At 52.9% G+C, this 22,489-nt stretch carries 18 protein-coding genes; 10 read left to right on the top strand and 8 right to left on the bottom strand.

Annotated features, from left to right (window positions below; translation table 11 throughout):
- The first annotated feature begins 39 nt into the window (after nt 1-39).
- The 9 genes from EL143_RS04585 to dmpE all read left to right on the top strand — a co-directional run bounded on the left by EL143_RS04585 (nt 40) and on the right by dmpE (nt 7,140).
- Entirely contained in the window at nt 40-948 is a 909-nt protein-coding gene (locus EL143_RS04585; RefSeq protein ID WP_085417246.1) for an acetaldehyde dehydrogenase (acetylating), read from the top strand.
- Nucleotides 949-958: 10 nt separating this feature from the next.
- On the top strand, nt 959-1,990 hold the full coding sequence (dmpG, locus tag EL143_RS04580; protein ID WP_085417245.1) for a 4-hydroxy-2-oxovalerate aldolase: 1,032 nt from the start codon (nt 959-961) through the stop codon (nt 1,988-1,990).
- On the top strand, nt 1,987-2,778 hold the full coding sequence (gene dmpH / locus EL143_RS04575) for a 2-oxo-3-hexenedioate decarboxylase (protein WP_085417244.1): 792 nt from the start codon (nt 1,987-1,989) through the stop codon (nt 2,776-2,778). Before dmpG ends, dmpH begins: the two co-directional genes overlap by 4 nt.
- Nucleotides 2,779-2,799: 21 nt before the next feature.
- The gene (locus tag EL143_RS04570; RefSeq protein WP_054600024.1) at nt 2,800-2,991 is read left to right on the top strand and encodes a 4-oxalocrotonate tautomerase; all 192 of its coding nucleotides are present in this window, start codon (nt 2,800-2,802) and stop codon (nt 2,989-2,991) included.
- An 11-nt stretch (nt 2,992-3,002) separates the two neighbouring features.
- The gene (locus EL143_RS04565; RefSeq protein WP_231718136.1) at nt 3,003-3,383 is read left to right on the top strand and encodes a 2Fe-2S iron-sulfur cluster-binding protein; all 381 of its coding nucleotides are present in this window, start codon (nt 3,003-3,005) and stop codon (nt 3,381-3,383) included.
- 89 nt (nt 3,384-3,472) lie between these two features.
- A complete protein-coding gene (locus tag EL143_RS04560; protein WP_085417243.1) occupies nt 3,473-4,399 on the top strand; it encodes a catechol 2,3-dioxygenase in 927 nt (308 codons plus the stop codon).
- 235 nt (nt 4,400-4,634) lie between these two features.
- Nucleotides 4,635-6,095: a 2-hydroxymuconic semialdehyde dehydrogenase gene (locus EL143_RS04555; protein WP_085417242.1), complete on the top strand. Its 1,461-nt coding sequence runs from the start codon at nt 4,635-4,637 to the stop codon at nt 6,093-6,095.
- A 131-nt stretch (nt 6,096-6,226) separates the two neighbouring features.
- Nucleotides 6,227-6,358: a hypothetical protein gene (locus tag EL143_RS12835; protein WP_269471237.1), complete on the top strand. Its 132-nt coding sequence runs from the start codon at nt 6,227-6,229 to the stop codon at nt 6,356-6,358.
- On the top strand, nt 6,355-7,140 hold the full coding sequence (dmpE, locus tag EL143_RS04550) for a 2-oxopent-4-enoate hydratase (RefSeq protein WP_085417241.1): 786 nt from the start codon (nt 6,355-6,357) through the stop codon (nt 7,138-7,140). The genes EL143_RS12835 and dmpE overlap by 4 nt, the downstream gene beginning before the upstream one ends.
- A 204-nt stretch (nt 7,141-7,344) precedes the next feature.
- Here dmpE and EL143_RS04545 read toward each other — a convergent pair whose 3' ends face one another.
- From EL143_RS04545 to EL143_RS12695, 7 genes are all read right to left on the bottom strand, one after another.
- Entirely contained in the window at nt 7,345-8,370 is a 1,026-nt protein-coding gene (locus tag EL143_RS04545) for a Csu type fimbrial protein (protein ID WP_085417240.1), read from the bottom strand.
- Nucleotides 8,349-10,976, bottom strand: a complete 2,628-nt coding sequence (locus EL143_RS04540) for a fimbria/pilus outer membrane usher protein (protein ID WP_085417239.1) — start codon at nt 10,974-10,976, stop codon at nt 8,349-8,351. The genes EL143_RS04545 and EL143_RS04540 overlap by 22 nt, the downstream gene beginning before the upstream one ends.
- A complete protein-coding gene (locus EL143_RS04535; RefSeq protein ID WP_085417238.1) occupies nt 10,963-11,688 on the bottom strand; it encodes a fimbrial biogenesis chaperone in 726 nt (241 codons plus the stop codon). The genes EL143_RS04540 and EL143_RS04535 overlap by 14 nt, the downstream gene beginning before the upstream one ends.
- A gap of 31 nt (nt 11,689-11,719) precedes the next feature.
- Complete coding sequence (locus EL143_RS04530; RefSeq protein WP_085417237.1) at nt 11,720-12,313, bottom strand: Csu type fimbrial protein; 594 nt, start codon at nt 12,311-12,313, stop codon at nt 11,720-11,722.
- A 361-nt stretch (nt 12,314-12,674) separates the two neighbouring features.
- A complete protein-coding gene (locus EL143_RS04525; RefSeq protein ID WP_085417236.1) occupies nt 12,675-13,349 on the bottom strand; it encodes a histidine phosphatase family protein in 675 nt (224 codons plus the stop codon).
- Nucleotides 13,350-13,553: 204 nt separating this feature from the next.
- Entirely contained in the window at nt 13,554-15,248 is a 1,695-nt protein-coding gene (recJ, locus tag EL143_RS04520) for a single-stranded-DNA-specific exonuclease RecJ (protein WP_085417235.1), read from the bottom strand.
- Nucleotides 15,249-15,552: 304 nt separating this feature from the next.
- Nucleotides 15,553-21,723 carry a calcium-binding protein gene (locus EL143_RS12695; protein ID WP_232001353.1) on the bottom strand — a complete coding sequence of 2,057 codons (6,171 nt, stop codon included), beginning with the start codon at nt 21,721-21,723 and terminating at the stop codon, nt 15,553-15,555.
- Here EL143_RS12695 and EL143_RS12690 point away from each other — a divergent pair.
- Complete coding sequence (locus EL143_RS12690) at nt 21,713-21,988, top strand: hypothetical protein (protein ID WP_232001351.1); 276 nt, start codon at nt 21,713-21,715, stop codon at nt 21,986-21,988. The two genes, EL143_RS12695 and EL143_RS12690, sit on opposite strands and share 11 nt — an antisense overlap.
- Here EL143_RS12690 and EL143_RS04510 read toward each other — a convergent pair.
- On the bottom strand, nt 21,983-22,291 hold the full coding sequence (locus tag EL143_RS04510) for a hypothetical protein (RefSeq protein ID WP_126326614.1): 309 nt from the start codon (nt 22,289-22,291) through the stop codon (nt 21,983-21,985). The two genes, EL143_RS12690 and EL143_RS04510, sit on opposite strands and share 6 nt — an antisense overlap.
- Nucleotides 22,292-22,489: the final 198 nt, after the last annotated feature.

Here is a 22,489-nt window from a genome sequence, read left to right as displayed (position 1 = left end):
AAACCCAGCCGAACAACCAGATAATAAGAGGAGAAAGCCGTGAGTAAAAAACTAAAAGCGGCCATTATCGGGCCGGGCAACATCGGCACCGACCTATTGATGAAAATGAAGCGTTCCGAGTGGATAGAGCCGGTGTGGATGGTCGGCATCGACCCGCAATCCGAAGGCTTGAAGCGCGCCCGCGACATGGGCATCAAAACCAGCGACACCGGCGTGGACGGCCTGCTGCCGTATGTGAAAGAAGACGATATCCGCATCGCCTTCGATGCCACTTCGGCCTATGCCCACGCCGAAAACAGCCGCAAGCTCAACGAGCAGGGCGTGATCATGATTGATTTGACCCCCGCTGCCGTCGGCCCTTTCTGCATTCCCCCCGTTAATCTCAAAGCCCATGCCGAAAAGCTGGAAATGAACGTCAACATGGTTACCTGCGGCGGGCAGGCCACGATTCCGATGGTGGCGGCCATTTCCCGCGTTCAGCCGGTTAGCTACGGCGAAATCATCGCCACCGTGTCGTCCAAATCGGTCGGCCCCGGCACCCGCGCCAACATCGACGAATTCACCCGTACCACCGCGCAGGGTGTGGAAACGGTGGGCGGTGCCAAAAAAGGCAAAGCCATCATCATCATCAATCCGGCCGAACCGCCCTTGATGATGCGCGACACCATCCACTGCCTCACCGAAAGCGAACCCGACCAAGCCGCGATTACCGAATCGGTGCAGCGCATGGTGGCCGAAGTGCAGCGTTATGTGCCGGGCTACACACTGGTCAACGGCCCCGTGTTCGACGGCAACAAAGTGTCGATTTTCGTAGAAGTGAAGGGCTTGGGCGATTTTCTGCCGCCGTATGCCGGCAATCTCGACATCATGACCGCCGCCGGTTTGCGCACCGCCGAAATGTTTGCCGAAGAAGCGGCCAACGGCGTGTTGACTTTGCCCGCACGCTAAGGAGAACGAAATGGATTTAAAAGGTAAAAAAGTTACCCTGCACGACATGAGCCTGCGCGACGGCATGCACGCCAAACGCCATCAGATTTCGTTAGACGAAATGGTGAACATCGCCACCGGTCTCGACGAAGCCGGTATGCCGCTGATTGAAGTAACCCACGGCGACGGCTTGGGCGGCGCGTCGCTCAACTACGGCTTTCCCGCCCACAGCGACGAAGAATACCTCGGCGCCGTGATTCCCAAAATGAAGCAGGCCAAAGTGTCGGCCTTGCTGTTGCCCGGCATCGGCACCGTTGACCATCTCTTGATGGCCAAAGACTTGGGCGTGTCGTGCATCCGCGTTGCCACGCATTGCACCGAGGCCGATGTTTCCCAACAACACATCGCCAAATCCGCCGAGCTGGGCTTGGATACCGTCGGCTTTCTGATGATGGCGCACATGGTGCCCGCCGCCAAACTGATCGAGCAGGCCAAGCTGATGGAAGGCTACGGTGCCAACTGCATCTATTGCACCGATTCGGCGGGCTACATGCTGCCCGAAGAAGTGGAAGAAAAAATCGGTGCGCTGCGCCAAGCCCTGAAGCCCGAAACAGAATTGGGTTTCCACGGCCATCACAACCTCGGTATGGGCATTGCCAACTCGCTGGCCGCCGTGCACGCCGGCGCCAACCGCATCGACGGCTCGGTAGCAGGCTTGGGCGCAGGCGCGGGCAATACGCCGCTGGAAGTGTTTGTGGCGGTGTTGGAGCGCATGGGCGTTGAGCACGACACCGATCTCTTCAAACTGATGGACGTAGCCGAAGACCGCGTGGTGCCGATTATGGACCAACCCATCCGCGTTGACCGCAACGCGCTCACGCTGGGTTATGCGGGCGTGTATTCGTCGTTCCTGCTGTTTGCCAAACGCGCCGAAGCCAAATACGACGTGTCTGCCCGCGAAATTTTGGTGGAGCTGGGCAAGCGCGGCACCGTCGGCGGGCAGGAAGACATGATCGAAGATTTGGCACTCACGATGGCCAAGCAGAAAGGCAAAACAGCATGAGCACATTAAGCAGAGAACACATCGAGCAACTGGCCGAACATTTGGAAAACGCCGAATTGCAGGCTTATGAAGTCACCAAAATCACCGACGATTTCCCCGATATGGATTACGAAGACGCCTTCGATATCCAATGGGAAATCCGCCGCCGCAAAGAAGCGCGCGGCAACAAAATCGTCGGCATGAAAATGGGGCTGACCTCATGGGCGAAGATGAGCCAAATGGGCGTGGAACACCCTTGCTACGGTTTTCTGGCCGACTATTTCAGCGTGCCCGAAGGCGCGGCTGTGAAGCACGACGAGCTGATCCACCCCAAAATCGAAGCCGAGCTGGCGTTTGTAACCAAAGCCGACCTGCGCGGCCCCGGCTGCCACATCGGCGACGTATTGGCCGCCACCGATTTCGTGCTGCCCGCCATCGAAGTGATTGACTCGCGCTATAAAGATTTCAAATTCGATTTGAAATCGGTGATTGCCGACAACTCTTCTTCCAGCCGTTTCATTACCGGCGGCTGTGCCAAACCCGCGAGCGAATTGGATTTGAAAACGCTGGGCGTGGTGATGGAAATCAACGGCAAAGTGGTGCAGACCGGCGCGGGCGCGGCGGTGTTGGGGCATCCGGCCGCATCGGTGGCCATGCTGGCGAACATGCTGGCCGAGCGCGGCGAATATCTACCGGCCGGTTCGTTTGTGATGATCGGCGCGATTACCGCCGCCGTACAGGTGGAAAAAGGCGACTCGTTCTGCGTGCATTTCCAAGATTTGGGCAGCATCAGCGGCCGTTTTGAATAAACCTAAAGAAAGGAAACAACCATGCCGATTATTCAAGTCCACATGATGGAAGGCCGTACCGACGAGCAGAAAGAAGCCGTTATCCGCGAAGTAACCGAAGCCATGATCCGCGCCGTGGGTGCGCCCAAAGAATCGGTGCGGGTGCTGATTAACGAAATGCCCAAGCAGCATTTCGGTATTGCAGGAGAGTCGGCCAAAGCCAAAGGCCGCTGACGGTGCTTAGTGTGTTCAGACGGCATGGAGGCCGTCTGAAACCACCCAAGCAGCAAGGAGGTGAGGTGATGTGCTACACGGTATGTATCAAAGAGCAAATCGATTCGGATTGCTGTTTGCGCAATATCACGGTTGAAGAAGGGCAAAGCCTGCTGGTTGCCTCGGAGCGCAACGGGCAGCCGCCGATTGCCGTCGGTTGCCGCGGCGGCGGGTGCGGCGTGTGCAGAATCCGCATCGTGTCGGGCAGCTACCGCAAAAAAGCCATGAGCAAAACCCATATCAACGAGCAAGACTTGGCGCAGGGCGTGGTTTTGGCCTGCCGGGTGTTTCCCGAAAGCGATATGGAAGTGGTGAGCGAAAAGCCCTGCACTCCCTACAACCCGTTTGCGTAACCGCCGCTTCAAGCCGCTTGGGTTGCGTATCGGTTCGCCCGTTATGGCGTTTTTAGATTGTTTGCTGGATACAAACAAGGAGAAAGAAGATGAGAAAAGGTGTGATGCGCCCCGGCCATGTGCAAATCCGGGTATTGGATATGGATGAAGCCGTGAAACATTACGGCGACTTGTTGGGCTTGATTCCCGTCGGCACCGACGGGCAGGGCCGCCGCTATTTTAAAGGCTGGACGGAAATAGACAGTTTTTCGGTGGTGCTGCGCGAGGCAGACGAAGCCGGTATGGATTTCATGGCGTTTAAAGTGGTTGACGAAGCCACCTTAGACCAACTGCGCCAAGAGCTGGTTGATTTCGGCGGTTTGGACGTGCACGACATCCCCGCCGGCGAACTGAAAGGCTGCGGCCGCCGCGTGCGTTTTACCGCGCCCACAGGCCATGTGTTCGAGCTGTTTGCCACCAAAGACCAACCGGGCAAATACGGTGTGAGCAACCACAACCCCGAAGCGTGGCCGCGCGATTTGAAAGGCATGAAGGCCACCCGTTTCGACCACTGCCTGCTTTACGGCGACGATCTCGACCGCACGTTTGATCTGTTTACCCAAGTGTTGGGTTTCGGTTTGGCCGAGCAGGTGGTTACGCCCGAGGGCGCGCGGGCCGCACAGTTTTTAACCTGCTCGATGAAAGCGCACGACGTGGCCTTTATCCGCCACCCCGAAAAAGGCAAGTTCCACCATGCTTCGTTTTACTTGGAAACATGGAACGACGTGCTGTTGGCAGGCGATTTAATCTCCATGACCGATACCTCCATCGACATCGGCCCGACCCGCCACGGCTTAACCCACGGGCAGACGATTTATTTCTTCGACCCCTCCGGAAACCGCAACGAAGTATTTGCGGGCGGCGATTACTATTATCCCGACCACCCGCCCGTTACTTGGGATGCCGACAAGCTGGGCAAAGCCATTTTCTACCACGACCGCGTGCTCAACGAGCGTTTCTTAACCGTATTGACTTAAGCGGCATGTTCAGACGGCCTGCTTGAAACAGGAGGCCGTCTGAACATGAATGGCCGCCATACCCGGACTTGACCCGAATATCCCTGAACCGACTGAAAGCCAAGATACTCGGGTCAAGCCCGGGTATGACGGCGGTTATCGATGAAGTATTGAGCGGTCTAACCGTTCTTTTCAGACAGGCATCAAGGCCGTCTGAAAAGCTTGCACAAACCCTATCGAAAACAGAGGCAGAAACATGAAAGAATTCAAACACTTTATCAACGGTAAATACGTCGGCTCCGCCGGCGGCAAAACCTTTGAAAACCGCAACCCCGTAGACAACAGCGTGATCGGCATCGTACACGAAGGCGGCAGAGAAGAAGTCGATGCCGCCGTTGCCGCCGCCCGCGCCGCACTCAAAGGCCCGTGGGGCAAACTCACGCAGGCAGAGCGCATCGAATTGCTCAATAAAGTGGCCGACCGCATCAACGAACGCTTCGACGAATTTCTCGAAGCCGAATGTCTCGATACCGGCAAGCCGCGCAAAATGGCCGCCCATATCGACATCCCGCGCGGCGCGGCCAACTTCAAAGCCTTCTCCGAAACCCTGGCCAACCACCCCACCGAAGGCTTCCGTCTCGACACGCCCGACGGCAAAGGCGCATTAAACGTCGGCCACCGCACCCCCAAAGGCGTGGTTGCCGTGGTTGCCCCGTGGAACCTGCCCCTGCTGTTGATGACATGGAAAGTCGGCCCCGCCTTGGCCTGCGGCAACACCGTGGTTGTGAAGCCGTCTGAAGAAACCCCCGCCACCACCACCCTGCTGGGCGAGGTAATGAACGAATGCGGCGTACCGCCCGGCGTGTTCAACGTTGTGCACGGCTTCGGCCCCAATTCCGCCGGTGCCTTCCTTACCGAACACAAAGACATCGACGCCATCACCTTCACCGGCGAAACCCGCACCGGCGAAATCATCATGAAAGCCGCCGCCGTCGGCCTGCGCAACATCTCGATGGAATGCGGCGGCAAAAACCCCGCCATCGTGTTTGCCGACTGCGATTTGGAAAAAGCCGTCGAAGGCACCATGCGTTCCGCCTTCGTCAACTGCGGCCAAGTGTGTCTCGGCACCGAGCGCGTATATGTAGAACGCCCGCTCTTCGATGCCTTTTTAAAACGCATGAAAGAAGAAGTGGCCAAACTCAAGCCCGGCCGCCCAGAAGACCCCGAAGCCAATTTCGGCCCCCTAATCAGTTTGGAACACCGCGATAAAGTGCTGTCGTACTACAAACTGGCCGAAGAAGAAGGCGCAACCGTAGAAATCGGCGGCGGCATACCCGACATGGGCGAAGCCCTGCAAGACGGCGCATGGATAGAACCGACCATTTGGACAGGGTTGCCGGACGAGGCCCGCGTGATCCGCGAAGAAATCTTCGGCCCCTGCTGCCACATCCGCCCCTTCGACAGCGAAGAAGAAGTGATTGCGCTGGCCAACGACACCCGCTACGGCCTTGCCGCAGCCATCTGGACGGAAAACAGCAGCCGCGCCGTGCGCGTGGCCGAGCAGATGGAAGCCGGTTTGGTGTGGGTAAACAGCTGGTTCCTGCGAGACCTGCGCACCGCATTCGGCGGCGCCAAACAATCCGGCATCGGCCGCGAAGGCGGCGTACACGGCCTCGAGTTTTACACCGAGCTGAAAAACATCTGCATCAAACTCTAAGCAGGCCGTCTGAAACCCGTAAGGCAGGCATCCCTGCCACCGCTAAAAACAGCACCGTCCGTCATGCTCGGGCTTGACCCGAGCATCTCCCAGCATTTTTGAAACGCAAGATACTCGGGTCAAGCCCGAGCATGACGGCATGCAGACAGAGTAGAAGAAATGCCTGTCTGAAAACCCGTAGGGCGGGCATTCCCGCCACCCGACAACCCATAACAAAAGGCCGTCTGAACATTCAGACGGCCTCAAGCGGAGAAACCACATGACCCAAGACGACATTAAACGCTTCGGCACCATGCTCTACCAAGCCATGACCAACCGCCAAGCCATCCGTCCGCTTACCGAACAGGCACCCGACATCACCATCGAAGACGCCTACCACATCTCCCAAGCCTTCCTGCAACACCGCTTGGACGCAGGCGAAAAAGTGATCGGCAAAAAAATCGGCCTCACCTCGCACGCCGTACAATCCATGCTCAAAGTCGATCAGCCCGATTTCGGCTTCCTCACCGACAAAATGGTATTCAGCCAAGGGCAAGACATGCCCATCAGCCAAATGCTGATGCAGCCGCGCGCCGAGGGCGAGATTGCCTTTGTACTGAAAAAAGACCTCAACGGCCCCGGCGTAACCGCCGCCGACGTCATCGCCGCCACCGAATGCGTGATGCCGTGTTTTGAAATCGTCGATTCCCGCATCGAAAACTGGCAGATCAAAATCCAAGACACCGTTGCCGACAACGCCTCCTGCGGCCTGCTGATTCTGGGCGACACCGCCGTCAGCCCGCGCCAAGTCGATTTGCGTACCTGCGGCATGGTGGTCGAGAAAAACGGCAAAATCATCAGCACCGGCGCCGGCGCAGCCGCCCTCGGCAGCCCCGTCAACTGCGTCGCCTGGCTCGCCAACACCCTAGGCAGCTTCGGCATCCCGCTCAAAGCCGGCGAAATCATCCTCTCCGGCGCGCTGGTGCCGCTGGAAAACGTGGGCGCAGGCGATTTCATGTCGGTATCCATCGGCGGCATCGGCAACGCTTCGGTGTTGTTTAGCTGAAATGGTTTGGAAGCGGACAGATATAGTTGAATCGCTTGATTTTGGTGAGATCGTCTGAAAATAAACTTTCAGACGGCCTACCGTATGCAGCCCAAACAAACAGGCTGGAAAATATCAAAACGCCGTAGGGCGGGTATCCTTGCCTGCCGACAAACCCTATGCGGTATTCAAGCGGTTCGGCGCGGGCAAGCCTATCCGTCTGTTTCAATAATGAACGTTAATGATCACCCTGTCCCGATACTCGCCCGGGCGGTAGTTGTTAACTGAGCTGATGGTGGCATATACATCGTGTTTCTGTGCCGTGCCGCTACCGGTTCCGGCTACGCCGTTATTGGTGCTTTGGGCGGTTGCCGTGTTTCCCCAAACGGTGCCGTTTAATCCGGCGGTCGAACGCAGTTGGTAGGGTACGCCGTCGGGGTTTCCTGCCTGCACAGCCCGCATGACCCCTTGCCCGTTTTGATTGTTATTGGAAGGTTGCAGGCCGATTTTGTAGGGCGTGCCTTGGGTACAGGTTACTTTAAAAGACGATTGGCCTTGCAGGTTGGTAGCGTTTGTTTGAACTGTGCCGAAGTTGATGTCTCTTGCCTCGCTGATGATGCAGCTGGGAATAACAGTGGCGGATGCGGTAAACTCGAAACGATCCGATGCTAGGCCGCATGATGATTTTGGACTGAAAGCCAATGAAGTAGACCCTTTTGAAAAATCTGCGGTATACAGCCCTGGTACAGTATTTGTAAATGGAGGAGCCAACTTGGCGTATACAGGCAGGTTAACGGTTACAGAGTTGCGTCCGGGAGGAATGATAACGGTGGCATTGATGGTATCGCCGCCCTGTCTCGGAGTAGACCAAACGATTGTGTGGCCGGGGTCGGTATAGAAATTGTATGACAAATCACAGATTCCGTTCGAACACATGTTGCGCGGGTTTATCTGGCGTGTGTTATGCCGTCCGCCGTCTACTGCCAAACATATATTGAATAGTTGCTCAATACTCTCGGGTGTAGTATCGCCTTTTTGGCAAGTAACGGATACTTGCGCTTGAGTGGCGGCCGGCTGCGGCGACAGTATATCCACATTGCCGAAATCGACATTTTGCATGTCGGCCCTGCACTTCGCCCAAGCCTCCTGAACAGGCAGCAGGCTCAGCAATATGGCGGACAAGGCGGCCGTCAGGCGGGCAGGGTTGCCTGTTTGCCGTGGCTTTTTCTCTATTTTGTTGATTGTAAACATATCATTTCACCTAAATCGGGCAGGCTGTCTTTGTGTTGTTCGGTTTGATAATCCACTTCAAAGCGGCATTCGCCGCCGTTTTCGGGCTGTTGCACCGTAAAGCGGTTGCGGCCTTCCGCCAACTGTTCGATAAATGCGCGTCCGTCGAAACCGACTACGGCAACGGGCGTGCCGTCTTCGCTGCGAATCACCGAGCCGTCTTTTACAAAGAGGCCGTCTGAATGTTTCAAGGTCAGGGCGGCGGCACGCATGATGTTGATTTTGAAATCCACCGCCACACCGGAGCGTTCGGTCGGCACGGCCTGTACGCGCGAGTGTTCTACCTGCACGTTTTGCGGCAAATCGGTAATGTCGATATCAAGCGAGTTTTTCTGGTAAGCCGATAAGTTGGGCACCAGCAGCAGGCCTTTGCGGTTGGTTTTGCCGACGGTGTTGTTAAACAGCATCACGGGCACGCCGCCCATGCCGCCCGCGTTGACGACGGCAAAGCTGTCGTTCACGGTGCGGGTGGCGAACACGTCGCCCCGCATCAGCACGATGCCGCCGCGCACGCCGGTGTTCCAGTTGGTCATGCCGTTGGTGTGGTAAACGCTGCCTCTGAAGTCGCCGTATTGGGTATCCTGGTTCAGATAGCCGTTCAGATGGCCTTGGCGTTTGGTGTGGCTGCTGCTTTGCTGCTGCCAGCCGATGTTCCAAGAAGGGCTGCCCAATCCGGCGGAAGATTTGCTTAAAGAGACGCGGTGGCTTCGGTTGCCGCTGCCGTCGCGCTGGCTGCCGGCATTGGCGGAATAGCCTTTGTCCAAGCTGAGCGATATGCCGCCGTAGAGGCTGCGCTGTTCGCTGTTGTTGAAATGGTGTGCGGCATTCAGATACACGCCGAGGCGTTTGCCGATATTCACATTCCAGTTGAGTGTGCCGATTTTGTCTGTTTGCTTTTCTGCGCTGCGTTTGTTGTGCAGATAAGAGAGTGCAAACGAGCCTAACTTGCGGCTGCTCCAGCCGAGCGAGGCGGAGGCGGTGCGGATGTGGCCGGGCTCGGGCTGAAATACTTTTTCATCGAGAATCCGGCTTAATTCGGAAAAACGGTTGCTGTAAAGGCTCCAGCCCGCGCCAAACGACCATGCGCCTTTTTGCGTGCTGAAAAATATGCTGCTTTGTGCGCCTTTGTGCTGTTTGAAACGGCTTTGCGCATGGCTGAGGTTCAGTTGCCCCAGCGAGCCGATAACGCTGTTGGCCGCCGCGCCGAACTGGCGGTATCCGCCGCCGCCCTGCGCATGAAGCTGGCCGGTTAGGAAGTGGCTGATGCCGTAGCGTATTGCGCCGCTTGCAACTAGTGTTTTGTGGTAGTCGAAATCGCTGATGCCGTAGCCGCGCCGCAAATAGCCTGCTTCCAACGACCATTCGTTCAAGCCTTTGGCCAGCATGCCGGTGCCGCGGTATAAAGGCAGATCAACGGTTACTTGGCGGCCCAATACGTCGGTTGCCACCACTTGTGCCGTGCCGCTGCCGCTGATGGAAGGCGGCAAGGTGATTTCGTAGCGACCGGCGGCGACATCTTGGCTGTATTGTTTCACGCCGTTTAGATATAAATCGACGGTGCCGGGCAAGGTGGTTTCGCCCAAATAAGAACGCAAAGGCGCGGTGTTCCGCCACGGTTGGGTGCGGTAGGTGCGTTCGAGTTTGATGCCGCCCAAGCGCGAGCTGCTGCCGCTCAACTGACCGGCAAAAATGTCGCCGGCGGTCAGCACCAAGCCTTGTTCCGGCCAAGTGCTGCGCCAATAGGTGTCCAAACGCACGTTTTTGTTGGTGCTGCGCTCGTTTTCTTGATGGCGGCTCCACAGATGGTTGTGGCTCAGATAGCCGGCGGGAGTGGTCAGGCGCGCTTCGGTCAGCAGGCCGTGGCCGGTTCCGCCGTTGCTGTTGCGCGTGATGTTGTAATCATAGTTCAACACGCCCGCGAAACCGGGGCGGGCAATTCGGTAGGCTTGTTCGGTTTCTTTACCGATATGGGTTACGGGCAGGTTGAGCCAGTCCAAAGGGGCGGTAAGTGCCAAAGTTTGGGCGGCGGCATCGTATTGAACGTGCAGTTCGGGAATGGTTTCCAGCTCGAGCCAGCCGGATGAAGCGGTGTCGGCGGCAGTTGGATTGCCTGCTCGGTGTGCTTGGTTGTGTGTTGGGGATTGCCCGTCAAGCTCGGTCAAGTTTTCAGACAGGCTTTTTTCAGACGGCGTTTCCGAAGCGGCAAGTTCGGTTTCGGATTCTGTTGTGCTCGGGTTTGTATCGGTTGAAGGCGCGGCAGAGCCTTCGGTGCCAATCTGCCCTTCGGCCTGCTTGGCCTGCCGTATATGCGAATCGGGCGTATGGATGCCGAGAGAAGCGAGCGTATCCGCTTTGACGAATAAACGCCCGTGGTGCGACATAAATTTGAACAGACCTTCCGCCGTGCTGCCGTTTACAGACACCTGCGGATAAACCGGCAGCCATTCTTGGGCATACGCGGCGGTTTCCGGAGCAAAAGTTTCGGCGGATGCCTGAAACGTGTATAAAAACAAGAAAATGCCGGAAACAATCTGTTTTAAAGGAAATGCAGTATTAACGTACTGCACCTTGAACCTCCGGCTTTATCTGCCGACCGTTTACCGTGGCCGACAATCCGCCGTTTTTCAAAGAAGCAGGATCGGCATCCACTACGCTTTTCCAAGTGTTGCCCGGCAACACATATCCGGCCAAGCCGCCGGCCAAACTCTTGTCTTTGCTGCCGTTTTTCACAGAAATATTGCTCAACTGGGCATAAGCCTTGCCGATATTTTTAACGGTAAGCACGCTTTTGCCGCCCGCTGCGCGCTCAACACGCCATTGCAGTTGCGGCTCGGGTGAATCGGTTTGGTTTAAAAACAGCGGAATCGAATAGCGCAGCACAAATTGCAGGCTGGATTGGGGTTTGTCTTCAGGGGCGGGCAATTCGTCTACCACCAAGCGGAACGCCTCTTCGTGCGGTGCGGCGGGCTTGGTGCGGATCACGCGGAATTGCTGTGCCTTCCCGGCAGCCAGTTTCACCATCGGCGGGCTGGCCACAACATCGCCGCTGGGTGTGAGCACGTCTTTGCCTTCACCGTCTTGGCTCCAGCGGTACACGCGCACCTGCGCGGTAAGCGGCTTGGCACCGGTATTGGTTAACGTGAAAACGCCTGCCCGCTGTTTGGCGGGCAGGGATAAACCGGTCGGGCTGACTTGCAGACCGGCGGCAAAGGCGCCGGATACTGCACCCAGCGCCAAACCGGCCAACAAGCAGGCCTTTTGATATTTAAGGCTTGCCATATATATCAGCTTTGATTTTGTTGAAAGTTAATTAATAAGAAACTTCGACGGCTACACGGTCAATATAGCGGCCTGCAGTTTTATCCAACTCTGTACCAGCCACCTTACCGTAAACAGGATGGTGGATAGGTGAAGCAATACCCTCGCCAGTTCCAGTCAATGTATTAACATTTTTTTGGTTACCCCAAGCTTCGCTGTAACCATCATCTTTATAAAGCGTATAAGCAATTTTATCGTTGGCATTAGCGGCAGCCGAACCAGGCAAACCACTCATTGTGCCAGCTCCGGTGGTGCTGCTTGTACTATCCGGTGTTAAAGCAATTTGATAGGAAGTTCCTTTGGTACATTTAACCTGAATACCGCCGCCTGCTCCTGCCTTGCTCATCTGTCTCACTTCAGCTTTGCTGTTGGAAAGATGATCACCGAAATCAATATCGGCTCCAGCTGAAGGCGTTGTAAGTTCTTGAGTAGGTGCATTGCCTGTACTGGTTTCCACTTCACAAACAGGTGTAATACGGATAGTTACATGGAATTCAGAACTTACGCTCTCTGCATAAGCCATACCGGATGCAGACAATGCAGCCATAGTTGAAGTGAGTACGAAAAGATTTTTAACCGCTTTCATGTGTTTAAGTCCTTATTTATTAAATTTTTTGATTTTTATCCAATGAATCCAGATACCAGAAATCTATTTACCAGACCGTTTATGCATTAGATAACAGGCGGAATTATTATTAAAATTAAAAGTAACATCAAGTTATTTTCAAACCATTACACAATCAAACAAATATTATGTAGGTTTTTATAGTCAATCAACTTAACTTTTACTACGGCGTTGCTGTGCCTTAGCTCAAAGAGAACGATTTTGTAAGCTACTGAAGCAGCAACACAATCAGTCCCGTACTATCTGTACTGTCTGCGGCTTGCTGCCTTGTATTAAAAATGTGTTGATTAACTTATAGGCAAACCGTTTCCAACATGCTTTTTCAATCCATCAAAAATGCGGTTTCCCCCACGCTGTCAATCTTCCATTTTCCATACTCAAACCTCAGCCGCGACACGGAAGCGTTTTCTACGCTGCGGTAGGTAATGCTGTTGAAATCAATATTTTTCAGTATCGACGTAATCGCCATGCCGTGCGCTACCACCAACACGCGCTGAGCGCCGTTGCTTTGCCGCACCACCTCCGCCATGCCATTTTGCAGACGGGTAACGAACTGTTGTTCGTTTTCGGCCAAACCGAGTTGGTCGAGCGCGGCAACTGTTTCCGCCAGCAAATGGTGGTCGGCGTTTTGATAGGCCTGTTTCCATGCCTGCACATCGGGCAAACCCAATGATGCGGCAATCATTTCGTGTAATGCGTGGTTGAACTCGCCTTCAAACCCGCCGAAACAGTATTCGCGCAAATCGGGCAACTGTGCCAGCGGCAAACCGGCCTGCCCCTGATGCATCAAAATGATGCGGGCGGTTTCGGCGGCACGCGGTGCGGTGCTGGAAAAGGCGGAGTCGAAACGGATATTGCGTTCGGCCAAGCCGCGCCCCAGGCGGGCTGCAATGTCTTTTCCTTCGGCCGTGAGCGGCGAATCGCTCCAGCCTTGCAGGCGGCCTATGGTGTTGAACACGGTTTTGCCGTGGCGCACAAGATAGATTTGCAGAGACATATTGTTCCTTTCCATAATTTTTTCAGACAGGCATGATAAAACGGCAGACTAGCCTGCCTACGGTTTGCTTTAAAGCCATATATTCATCACATTCGTGCTAACACGATGATGGCTGTGGTTGTGCCCTTAAATCACAATTCAGGTTAAACTTACAAAACAATGCCTGTCTGAAACCTTTTTCAGACAGGCATATTCCTTTCAGCATCAAGCTGCTTCCCAATAATCGATATAAAGCTGCAATTCCAAATTATTGCGCCATTCGTTGACAATCGGGCGGTAAACCGTGCGGATGCGTTCGGGAATTTCCTCCGTACAGCGCCAAAACATAGCCTCAAACTGGCAGCCTTCTTTTTGCAGCCACACTTTTTTATGGTTCACGCCCATTGCCTGCTGGCGGATAACTGCGAACTCATCTGTAAAACTCGGCGGTGCGAAGCCCTGCCCCCAAACTTGCCCTGCAAGATTCTGCGCCTGCTCCAATGTAATCTGCTCGGCAGGCAGGCTGCCGTCGGTAATATAGGTTTGCGACAAATCATCTTCGCAAAGCAGCTCGCCCACAATGCGCTCAAATGCTTCTTGAAACCTGCCCACGTTTTCCGCCGCGATGCTCAAACCCGCCGCCATCGCATGACCGCCGAATTTCAAAATCAAGTCGGGATAACGCTTCGACACCAAATCCAGCGCATCGCGCAAATGCAGCTTGGGGATGGAGCGGCCGGAGCCGCGCAATTCGCCGTTATCCGCCGGCGCAAACACAATGGCGGGGCGGTAAAAACGGTCTTTCAAACGGCTGGCAACAATGCCGACCACGCCCTGATGAAAATCTTCGCGATAGGCCGTAACCGTGGTTTGGCCGGCCGGCAGCGTTTCGGGAAACGTATCAAGCGCATCCTGCAGCATGGATTGCTCGATTTCGCGCCGCTCGATATTCAAATCATTCAGTTGCGAGGCAAACCCTTGCGCCGTTTCAGCACTATCAGCGAGCAGGCAGGCGATGCCGAGCGACATATCGTCCAAACGCCCCGCCGCATTGATGCGCGGCCCCAACGCAAAGCCCATATCGAAAGGCTGCGTCTTACGCCAATCGCGCTTGGCCGCTTCAAACAAAGCGCGGATACCGTGGCACATCTTGCCCGCCCTCATCCGCTTCAAGCCCTGCGACACCAAAATGCGGTTATTGTGATCCAGTGCCACCACATCGGCCACCGTGCCCAACGCCACCAAATCCAGCAGATCACCCAAATTCGGTTCGGGATGCCTGTCTGAAAAATAGTTACGGCGGCGCAGCCCCGAGCGCAAAGCCATCAACACATAAAAAACCACACCCACACCCGCCAGATTTTTGCTGGCAAACGTGCAGCCCGGCTGGTTTGGGTTCACAATCAAACAATCCGGCAGCGCATCGCCCGGCAAATGATGATCGGTAACCAACACATCCAAGCCCAGCGCCTGCGCGCGCGCCACGCCCGCCGTGCTGGCAATGCCGTTATCCACCGTCAGCAGCAAATCCGCGCCCTGCCCCGCCGCCAACTCGGCCAGCTCGGGCGTTAAACCATAACCATGTTCAAAACGGTTGGGCACCAGAAAATCCACCCGCGCGCCCATCGCGCCCAAACCTTTCATCCCCACCGCACAAGCCGTTGCGCCGTCGGCATCATAGTCGGCCACAATCAGAATCCGCTCCCCTTTTTGCACCGCATCCGCCAATCGCACCGCCGCCGCTTCACAGTTCTTCAAGCCCTCAAACGGCAACAACCCCGCCAACCGGTCTTGCAGCTCCTCCGGCCTCTCCACCGAACGCGCCGCGCACAAACGCGCCAGCAACGGATCCGCTCCGGCGGCAATCAAAGCTTTGCAGGTTTCGGGATTAAATGTACGGGTTTGGATTTTGACGGACATACTGGGAAAAGAGAAACGGAAAGTGTGTATTGTACTATGCTTTTTAGGAAAGGTCGGTAATTTTAAAGAATTCAGTTACAGTTAAACTATTTAATGTTAACAACTATCGTAACACCTACAGCTCACCATCAACATCTTGAATCTCAATAACATAACTAGATATTCCAAGTAAGCTCAAACATGATAAACCCACTATAGCTTTATAGTCAATATCATAGTATTTTATTACAAAATATCAAAATCAAATAAAAACCTCTTTAAATTTTTGATAAAATTTAAAGAGGTTACAATATTTGAATCTTAGTTAAACAATACTAATATTAATATTTTCATCTACTTTTACACTTGAATTATCAAAAACAAATTGTTTATATTGATAAGACGAGCTGTTGAAGTAATTTTGTACCGTTACCTGGTCGTCACCGCCGTAAGCTTTGATAACCAGATCATCGGCTTTGCGGGTAAACAGCACATCGGCAAAGTTGGCACCGTCAAAGCGCAGGGTATCGGTATGTTCGGCTTGGTAAGCATAATCGTTGACGACATCCTGTCCGTGGCCTTTGGTAAAGACATAGGTGTCTGCTTCGGAAGAACCACCGTATAGTTTGTCATTACCGCTGCCGCTGATCAGCGTATCGTTACCCGATTCGCCATACAATTCATTGTTGCCGGAATCGGCCAGCAGCGTATCGTTGCCATTGCCGCCGTACAGACGGTCGTCACCCGCTCCGGCTTCCAAACGGTCTTGTCCGTCACCGCCGTTCAGATAATCGTTGCCGGCATTACCGCGCAGGGTGTCGTTGCCGTTGTAACCGTATAGGGTGTCGTTACCCAAACCGCCGTCCAATACATCCACGGTATTCCAACCGTTAAGCGTATCGTTTTTATCCGTACCTTCGCCGGCAACCGTTAGAGCGGCCATATCGTCCGCCGTCACGGTTTTGTCGGCAAAGGCAAACTGATAATAACGGTAGGACGAGCTGTTGAAGTAATTTTGTACCGTTACCTGGTCGTCACCGCCGTAAGCTTTGATAACCAGATCATCGGCTTTGCGGGTAAACAGCACATCGGCAAAGTTGGCACCGTCAAAGCGCAGGGTATCGGTATGTTCGGCTTGGTAAGCATAATCGTTGACGACATCCTGTCCGTGGCCTTTGGTAAAGACATAGGTGTCTGCTTCGGAAGAACCACCGTATAGTTTGTCATTACCGCTGCCGCTGATCAGCGTATCGTTACCCGATTCGCCATACAATTCATTGTTGCCGGAATCGGCCAGCAGCGTATCGTTGCCATTGCCGCCGTACAGACGGTCGTCACCCGCTCCGGCTTCCAAACGGTCTTGTCCGTCACCGCCGTTCAGATAATCGTTGCCGGCATTACCGCGCAGGGTGTCGTTGCCGTTGTAACCGTATAGGGTGTCGTTACCCAAACCGCCGTCCAATACATCCACGGTATTCCAACCGTTAAGCGTATCGTTTTTATCCGTACCTTCGCCGGCAACCGTTAGAGCGGCCATATCGTCCGCCGTCACGGTTTTGTCGGCAAAGGCAAACTGATAATAACGGTAGGACGAGCTGTTGAAGTAATTTTGTACCGTTACCTGGTCGTCACCGCCGTAAGCTTTGATAACCAGATCATCGGCTTTGCGGGTAAACAGCACATCGGCAAAGTTGGCACCGTCAAAGCGCAGGGTATCGGTATGTTCGGCTTGGTAAGCATAATCGTTGACGACATCCTGTCCGTGGCCTTTGGTAAAGACATAGGTGTCTGCTTCGGAAGAACCACCGTATAGTTTGTCATTACCGCTGCCGCTGATCAGCGTATCGTTACCCGATTCGCCATACAATTCATTGTTGCCGGAATCGGCCAGCAGCGTATCGTTGCCATTGCCGCCGTACAGACGGTCGTCACCCGCTCCGGCTTCCAAACGGTCTTGTCCGTCACCGCCGTTCAGATAATCGTTGCCGGCATTACCGCGCAGGGTGTCGTTGCCGTTGTAACCGTATAGGGTGTCGTTACCCAAACCGCCGTCCAATACATCCACGGTATTCCAACCGTTAAGCGTATCGTTTTTATCCGTACCTTCGCCGGCAACCGTTAGAGCGGCCATATCGTCCGCCGTCACGGTTTTGTCGGCAAAGGCAAACTGATAATAACGGTAGGACGAGCTGTTGAAGTAATTTTGTACCGTTACCTGGTCGTCACCGCCGTAAGCTTTGATAACCAGATCATCGGCTTTGCGGGTAAACAGCACATCGGCAAAGTTGGCACCGTCAAAGCGCAGGGTATCGGTATGTTCGGCTTGGTAAGCATAATCGTTGACGACATCCTGTCCGTGGCCTTTGGTGAAGACATAGGTGTCTGCTTCGGAAGAACCACCGTATAGTTTGTCATTACCGCTGCCGCTGATCAGCGTATCGTTACCCGATTCGCCATACAATTCATTGTTGCCGGAATCGGCCAGCAGCGTATCGTTGCCATTGCCGCCGTACAGACGGTCGTCACCCGCTCCGGCTTCCAAACGGTCTTGTCCGTCACCGCCGTTCAGATAATCGTTGCCGGCATTACCGCGCAGGGTGTCGTTGCCGTTGTAACCGTATAGGGTGTCGTTACCCAAACCGCCGTCCAATACATCCACGGTATTCCAACCGTTAAGCGTATCGTTTTTATCCGTACCTTCGCCGGCAACCGTTAGAGCGGCCATATCGTCCGCCGTCACGGTTTTGTCGGCAAAGGCAAACTGATAATAACGGTAGGACGAGCTGTTGAAGTAATTTTGTACCGTTACCTGGTCGTCACCGCCGTAAGCTTTGATAACCAGATCATCGGCTTTGCGGGTAAACAGCACATCGGCAAAGTTGGCACCGTCAAAGCGCAGGGTATCGGTATGTTCGGCTTGGTAAGCATAATCGTTGACGACATCCTGTCCGTGGCCTTTGGTAAAGACATAGGTGTCTGCTTCGGAAGAACCACCGTATAGTTTGTCATTACCGCTGCCGCTGATCAGCGTATCGTTACCCGATTCGCCATACAATTCATTGTTGCCGGAATCGGCCAGCAGCGTATCGTTGCCATTGCCGCCGTACAGACGGTCGTCACCCGCTCCGGCTTCCAAACGGTCTTGTCCGTCACCGCCGTTCAGATAATCGTTGCCGGCATTACCGCGCAGGGTGTCGTTGCCGTTGTAACCGTATAGGGTGTCGTTACCCAAACCGCCGTCCAATACATCCACGGTATTCCAACCGTTAAGCGTATCGTTTTTATCCGTACCTTCGCCGGCAACCGTTAGAGCGGCCATATCGTCCGCCGTCACGGTTTTGTCGGCAAAGGCAAACTGATAATAACGGTAGGACGAGCTGTTGAAGTAATTTTGTACCGTTACCTGGTCGTCACCGCCGTAAGCTTTGATAACCAGATCATCGGCTTTGCGGGTAAACAGCACATCGGCAAAGTTGGCACCGTCAAAGCGCAGGGTATCGGTATGTTCGGCTTGGTAAGCATAATCGTTGACGACATCCTGTCCGTGGCCTTTGGTAAAGACATAGGTGTCTGCTTCGGAAGAACCACCGTATAGTTTGTCATTACCGCTGCCGCTGATCAGCGTATCGTTACCCGATTCGCCATACAATTCATTGTTGCCGGAATCGGCCAGCAGCGTATCGTTGCCATTGCCGCCGTACAGACGGTCGTCACCCGCTCCGGCTTCCAAACGGTCTTGTCCGTCACCGCCGTTCAGATAATCGTTGCCGGCATTACCGCGCAGGGTGTCGTTGCCGTTGTAACCGTATAGGGTGTCGTTACCCAAACCGCCGTCCAATACATCCACGGTATTCCAACCGTTAAGCGTATCGTTTTTATCCGTACCTTCGCCGGCAACCGTTAGAGCGGCCATATCGTCCGCCGTCACGGTTTTGTCGGCAAAGGCAAACTGATAATAACGGTAGGACGAGCTGTTGAAGTAATTTTGTACCGTTACCTGGTCGTCACCGCCGTAAGCTTTGATAACCAGATCATCGGCTTTGCGGGTAAACAGCACATCGGCAAAGTTGGCACCGTCAAAGCGCAGGGTATCGGTATGTTCGGCTTGGTAAGCATAATCGTTGACGACATCCTGTCCGTGGCCTTTGGTAAAGACATAGGTGTCTGCTTCGGAAGAACCACCGTATAGTTTGTCATTACCGCTGCCGCTGATCAGCGTATCGTTACCCGATTCGCCATACAATTCATTGTTGCCGGAATCGGCCAGCAGCGTATCGTTGCCATTGCCGCCGTACAGACGGTCGTCACCCGCTCCGGCTTCCAAACGGTCTTGTCCGTCACCGCCGTTCAGATAATCGTTGCCGGCATTACCGCGCAGGGTGTCGTTGCCGTTGTAACCGTATAGGGTGTCGTTACCCAAACCGCCGTCCAATACATCCACGGTATTCCAACCGTTAAGCGTATCGTTTTTATCCGTACCTTCGCCGGCAACCGTTAGAGCGGCCATATCGTCCGCCGTCACGGTTTTGTCGGCAAAGGCAAACTGATAATAACGGTAGGACGAGCTGTTGAAGTAATTTTGTACCGTTACCTGGTCGTCACCGCCGTAAGCTTTGATAACCAGATCATCGGCTTTGCGGGTAAACAGCACATCGGCAAAGTTGGCACCGTCAAAGCGCAGGGTATCGGTATGTTCGGCTTGGTAAGCATAATCGTTGACGACATCCTGTCCGTGGCCTTTGGTGAAGACATAGGTGTCTGCTTCGGAAGAACCACCGTATAGTTTGTCATTACCGCTGCCACCGTCAAGCGTGTCACTTCCGGATCCGCCCTGCAGCTCGTCATTGCCGCTGCCGCCACCTAAAATATCATCACCGTTACCGCCATATAAGCGATCGTTGCCGACATTACCTAATAAGAAGTTAGCCAAGTTATTGCCTGACAAACTATCGTCATTGTTTGTGCCCAGCTTATGGCCTAGTTTTTCCAACACATCGCTGCCTAAAGCCTGTGCATATTGCTCAAATGTGCCGTCGCTTACTGCATTTTGTGCATATCCCGCCATCAGTGAAGATAAAGCAGCAAGCTCTAAACCATTTCCCATGTCGCTGCTGTAGGCAATAAACTCGCCCAAGTCTACAAATGCTTTTTGTGGATTCTGCACATAGATATCGCCGAATTTAGCCGCTATCCCATTATAGTCAAATGAAAATTCACTATTTTCAACTTTGATACCAATTTCATTCAGATAAGGCTGCAAACGGGTTTGGAATAGCAATGCCTTATAGATATTTTGACCTAAAGTATCATAGGCTTTATTCGCTGCTTGGAAAAATTTAGCGATGTCTCTATCTGAAGAAACATAAATAGTGTTGGATTTTTCACCTGAAAACGCATCTAATGCAGCGATTTTATGCCAGGTTTGATCCACCATATCGAGATATTCTTTGGAAGGGATATAGACTTTACTCAACATTTCCCTCTCTTGCGCAGGTGTAAGCGCCACACCTTCGCTGGCGGTTTTAATATACGGAGCGGCAAACACAATATTGCCACCGTAACGCGGGTCGGTCTTTGCCCATTCACCTACCAAAGTGTCTAATAAAGCTTGTTGATCTGTTTTGGTTTCAGCTTTGCTGTAGGCTGCCAGCACTTCGGCCAGCTTAGGCGATAGTGCAGCAGCTTCGCGCAAATCGCGTAATCTGCCTATGCCTTTCAAGTTTGCCGCCTGCATCTGCTCCTCTGTGAGCTTTACTGAATCACTGTAACGGCTGTGAAGATGATCGGCAGCCAAGAGCAAATCACCCATCTCTCGGGTTTGGCCGTCTGCAAGGGTATAACTGCCTTTTTGTGCGATGGTGTTTCCGTTGCCCAAACGGGTATTCACATCTTGATAGGCTACATCCAGCGATTGGATATTGAGAGATTCTAAGGTGAATAATTCGCCTTCTTGGCTAATGCCGTCTTGATTTAAATCACGCCATACGCGCAGTTTGTCGAAGTTTTCGTCTTTGGCGTCAACCATCCCATCGGCATTGCTGTCGAATTCTTTTAAAGCCGCATAGCCGTGTGCAGCGTTGCTGCCATCTTTCAATACTGCGCTGTCGCCGAAAAGCTCGCTACCGTTGTTAATAACGCCGTCTGAGTTGAGATCAATAACCAGTAGACCATCATCTGAAGCTACCCACCCAGTTGCTGTTTGGATACCGTCTTTATTATGGTCAAATAATGTGCCTTTATAGCCCTGAGAGCCTACGGTTTCTATGCCATCACCGTCGAGATCAAGAACCAAAGGATCATTGACGTTGTATTTGCCGTCGCGGTTAACTTCATTTTTCCAATCATCAAATGCCTTTTCAAACCACCCTTGATTAACTGCAACACCAAGTACATTGATAGCCGTACCAATTGCTAAAGCTGGAATTGCTACGGGTGCACCGAGAGCAACACCAACAGCACCAATAATTGCAACAGTATTACCTGTTATGGATAACACATCTCCGGAGCTAATAGCATCTCCATTTTTGGCATCCGTAATAATTTTCCCAGCCGTCAAAGTCAGTGCAGCCGGAGCTGTCGCAATTGTTCCTGCAGGCCCCGCTAGAGAAGCAACAGCACTAATAACTTGTCCTCCGTTACTTAATATATTAATTGGTCTAGAGTCATTTGTAACAGATGATGAGGCATCTGCAGTAGTTATAAATACTGCCCCATACTCAATAGTTTTTGCAACAGACATGTTATACCTTTTTCAGTTATGAACTAAATAAAATTGACAAAAGCAATAAAACTCCAAAAACAACACCTAATATTCTATATTTTTTTTTCTTACTTGATAGATTATCTAAACAACGCTCCTCTCTTTCCTTTAATTTCACCTCAATTAAATACCAATAAAAATAGAAAACCATAGAGCAATATAAAGTCAACAACCAAAAAAGTGGTTGTAACATCCGAATTAACTTTAAAAAATCAATATTATTTTTTATTAAAAAAAATATTGCAAAAATCAAAACCAATAATAAAAAATTCAAAACATAATCTAATAATTTATAATTTTTCATAAACCTACTCAAAATTAAAAAACAAGTTATTATAAAAAATAACAATTAAATAATATATAATTAACTATATTAAATAAAAGAATAAGCACCAACTCTAAAATAAAAAGCAATACACATACTCCATTTATCCAAAAATCATAGTATGCCTGCTGAGATTTAGCATAACCAGATGCAGAATCATTTTCATAACCAATTAAT

This window comes from Neisseria canis (genome assembly GCF_900636765.1).
Classification (GTDB): Bacteria; Pseudomonadota; Gammaproteobacteria; order Burkholderiales; family Neisseriaceae; genus Neisseria; species Neisseria canis.
Note: the sequence above shows the minus strand (reverse complement) of the source record. Positions and strands in the feature narration are given on the sequence as shown.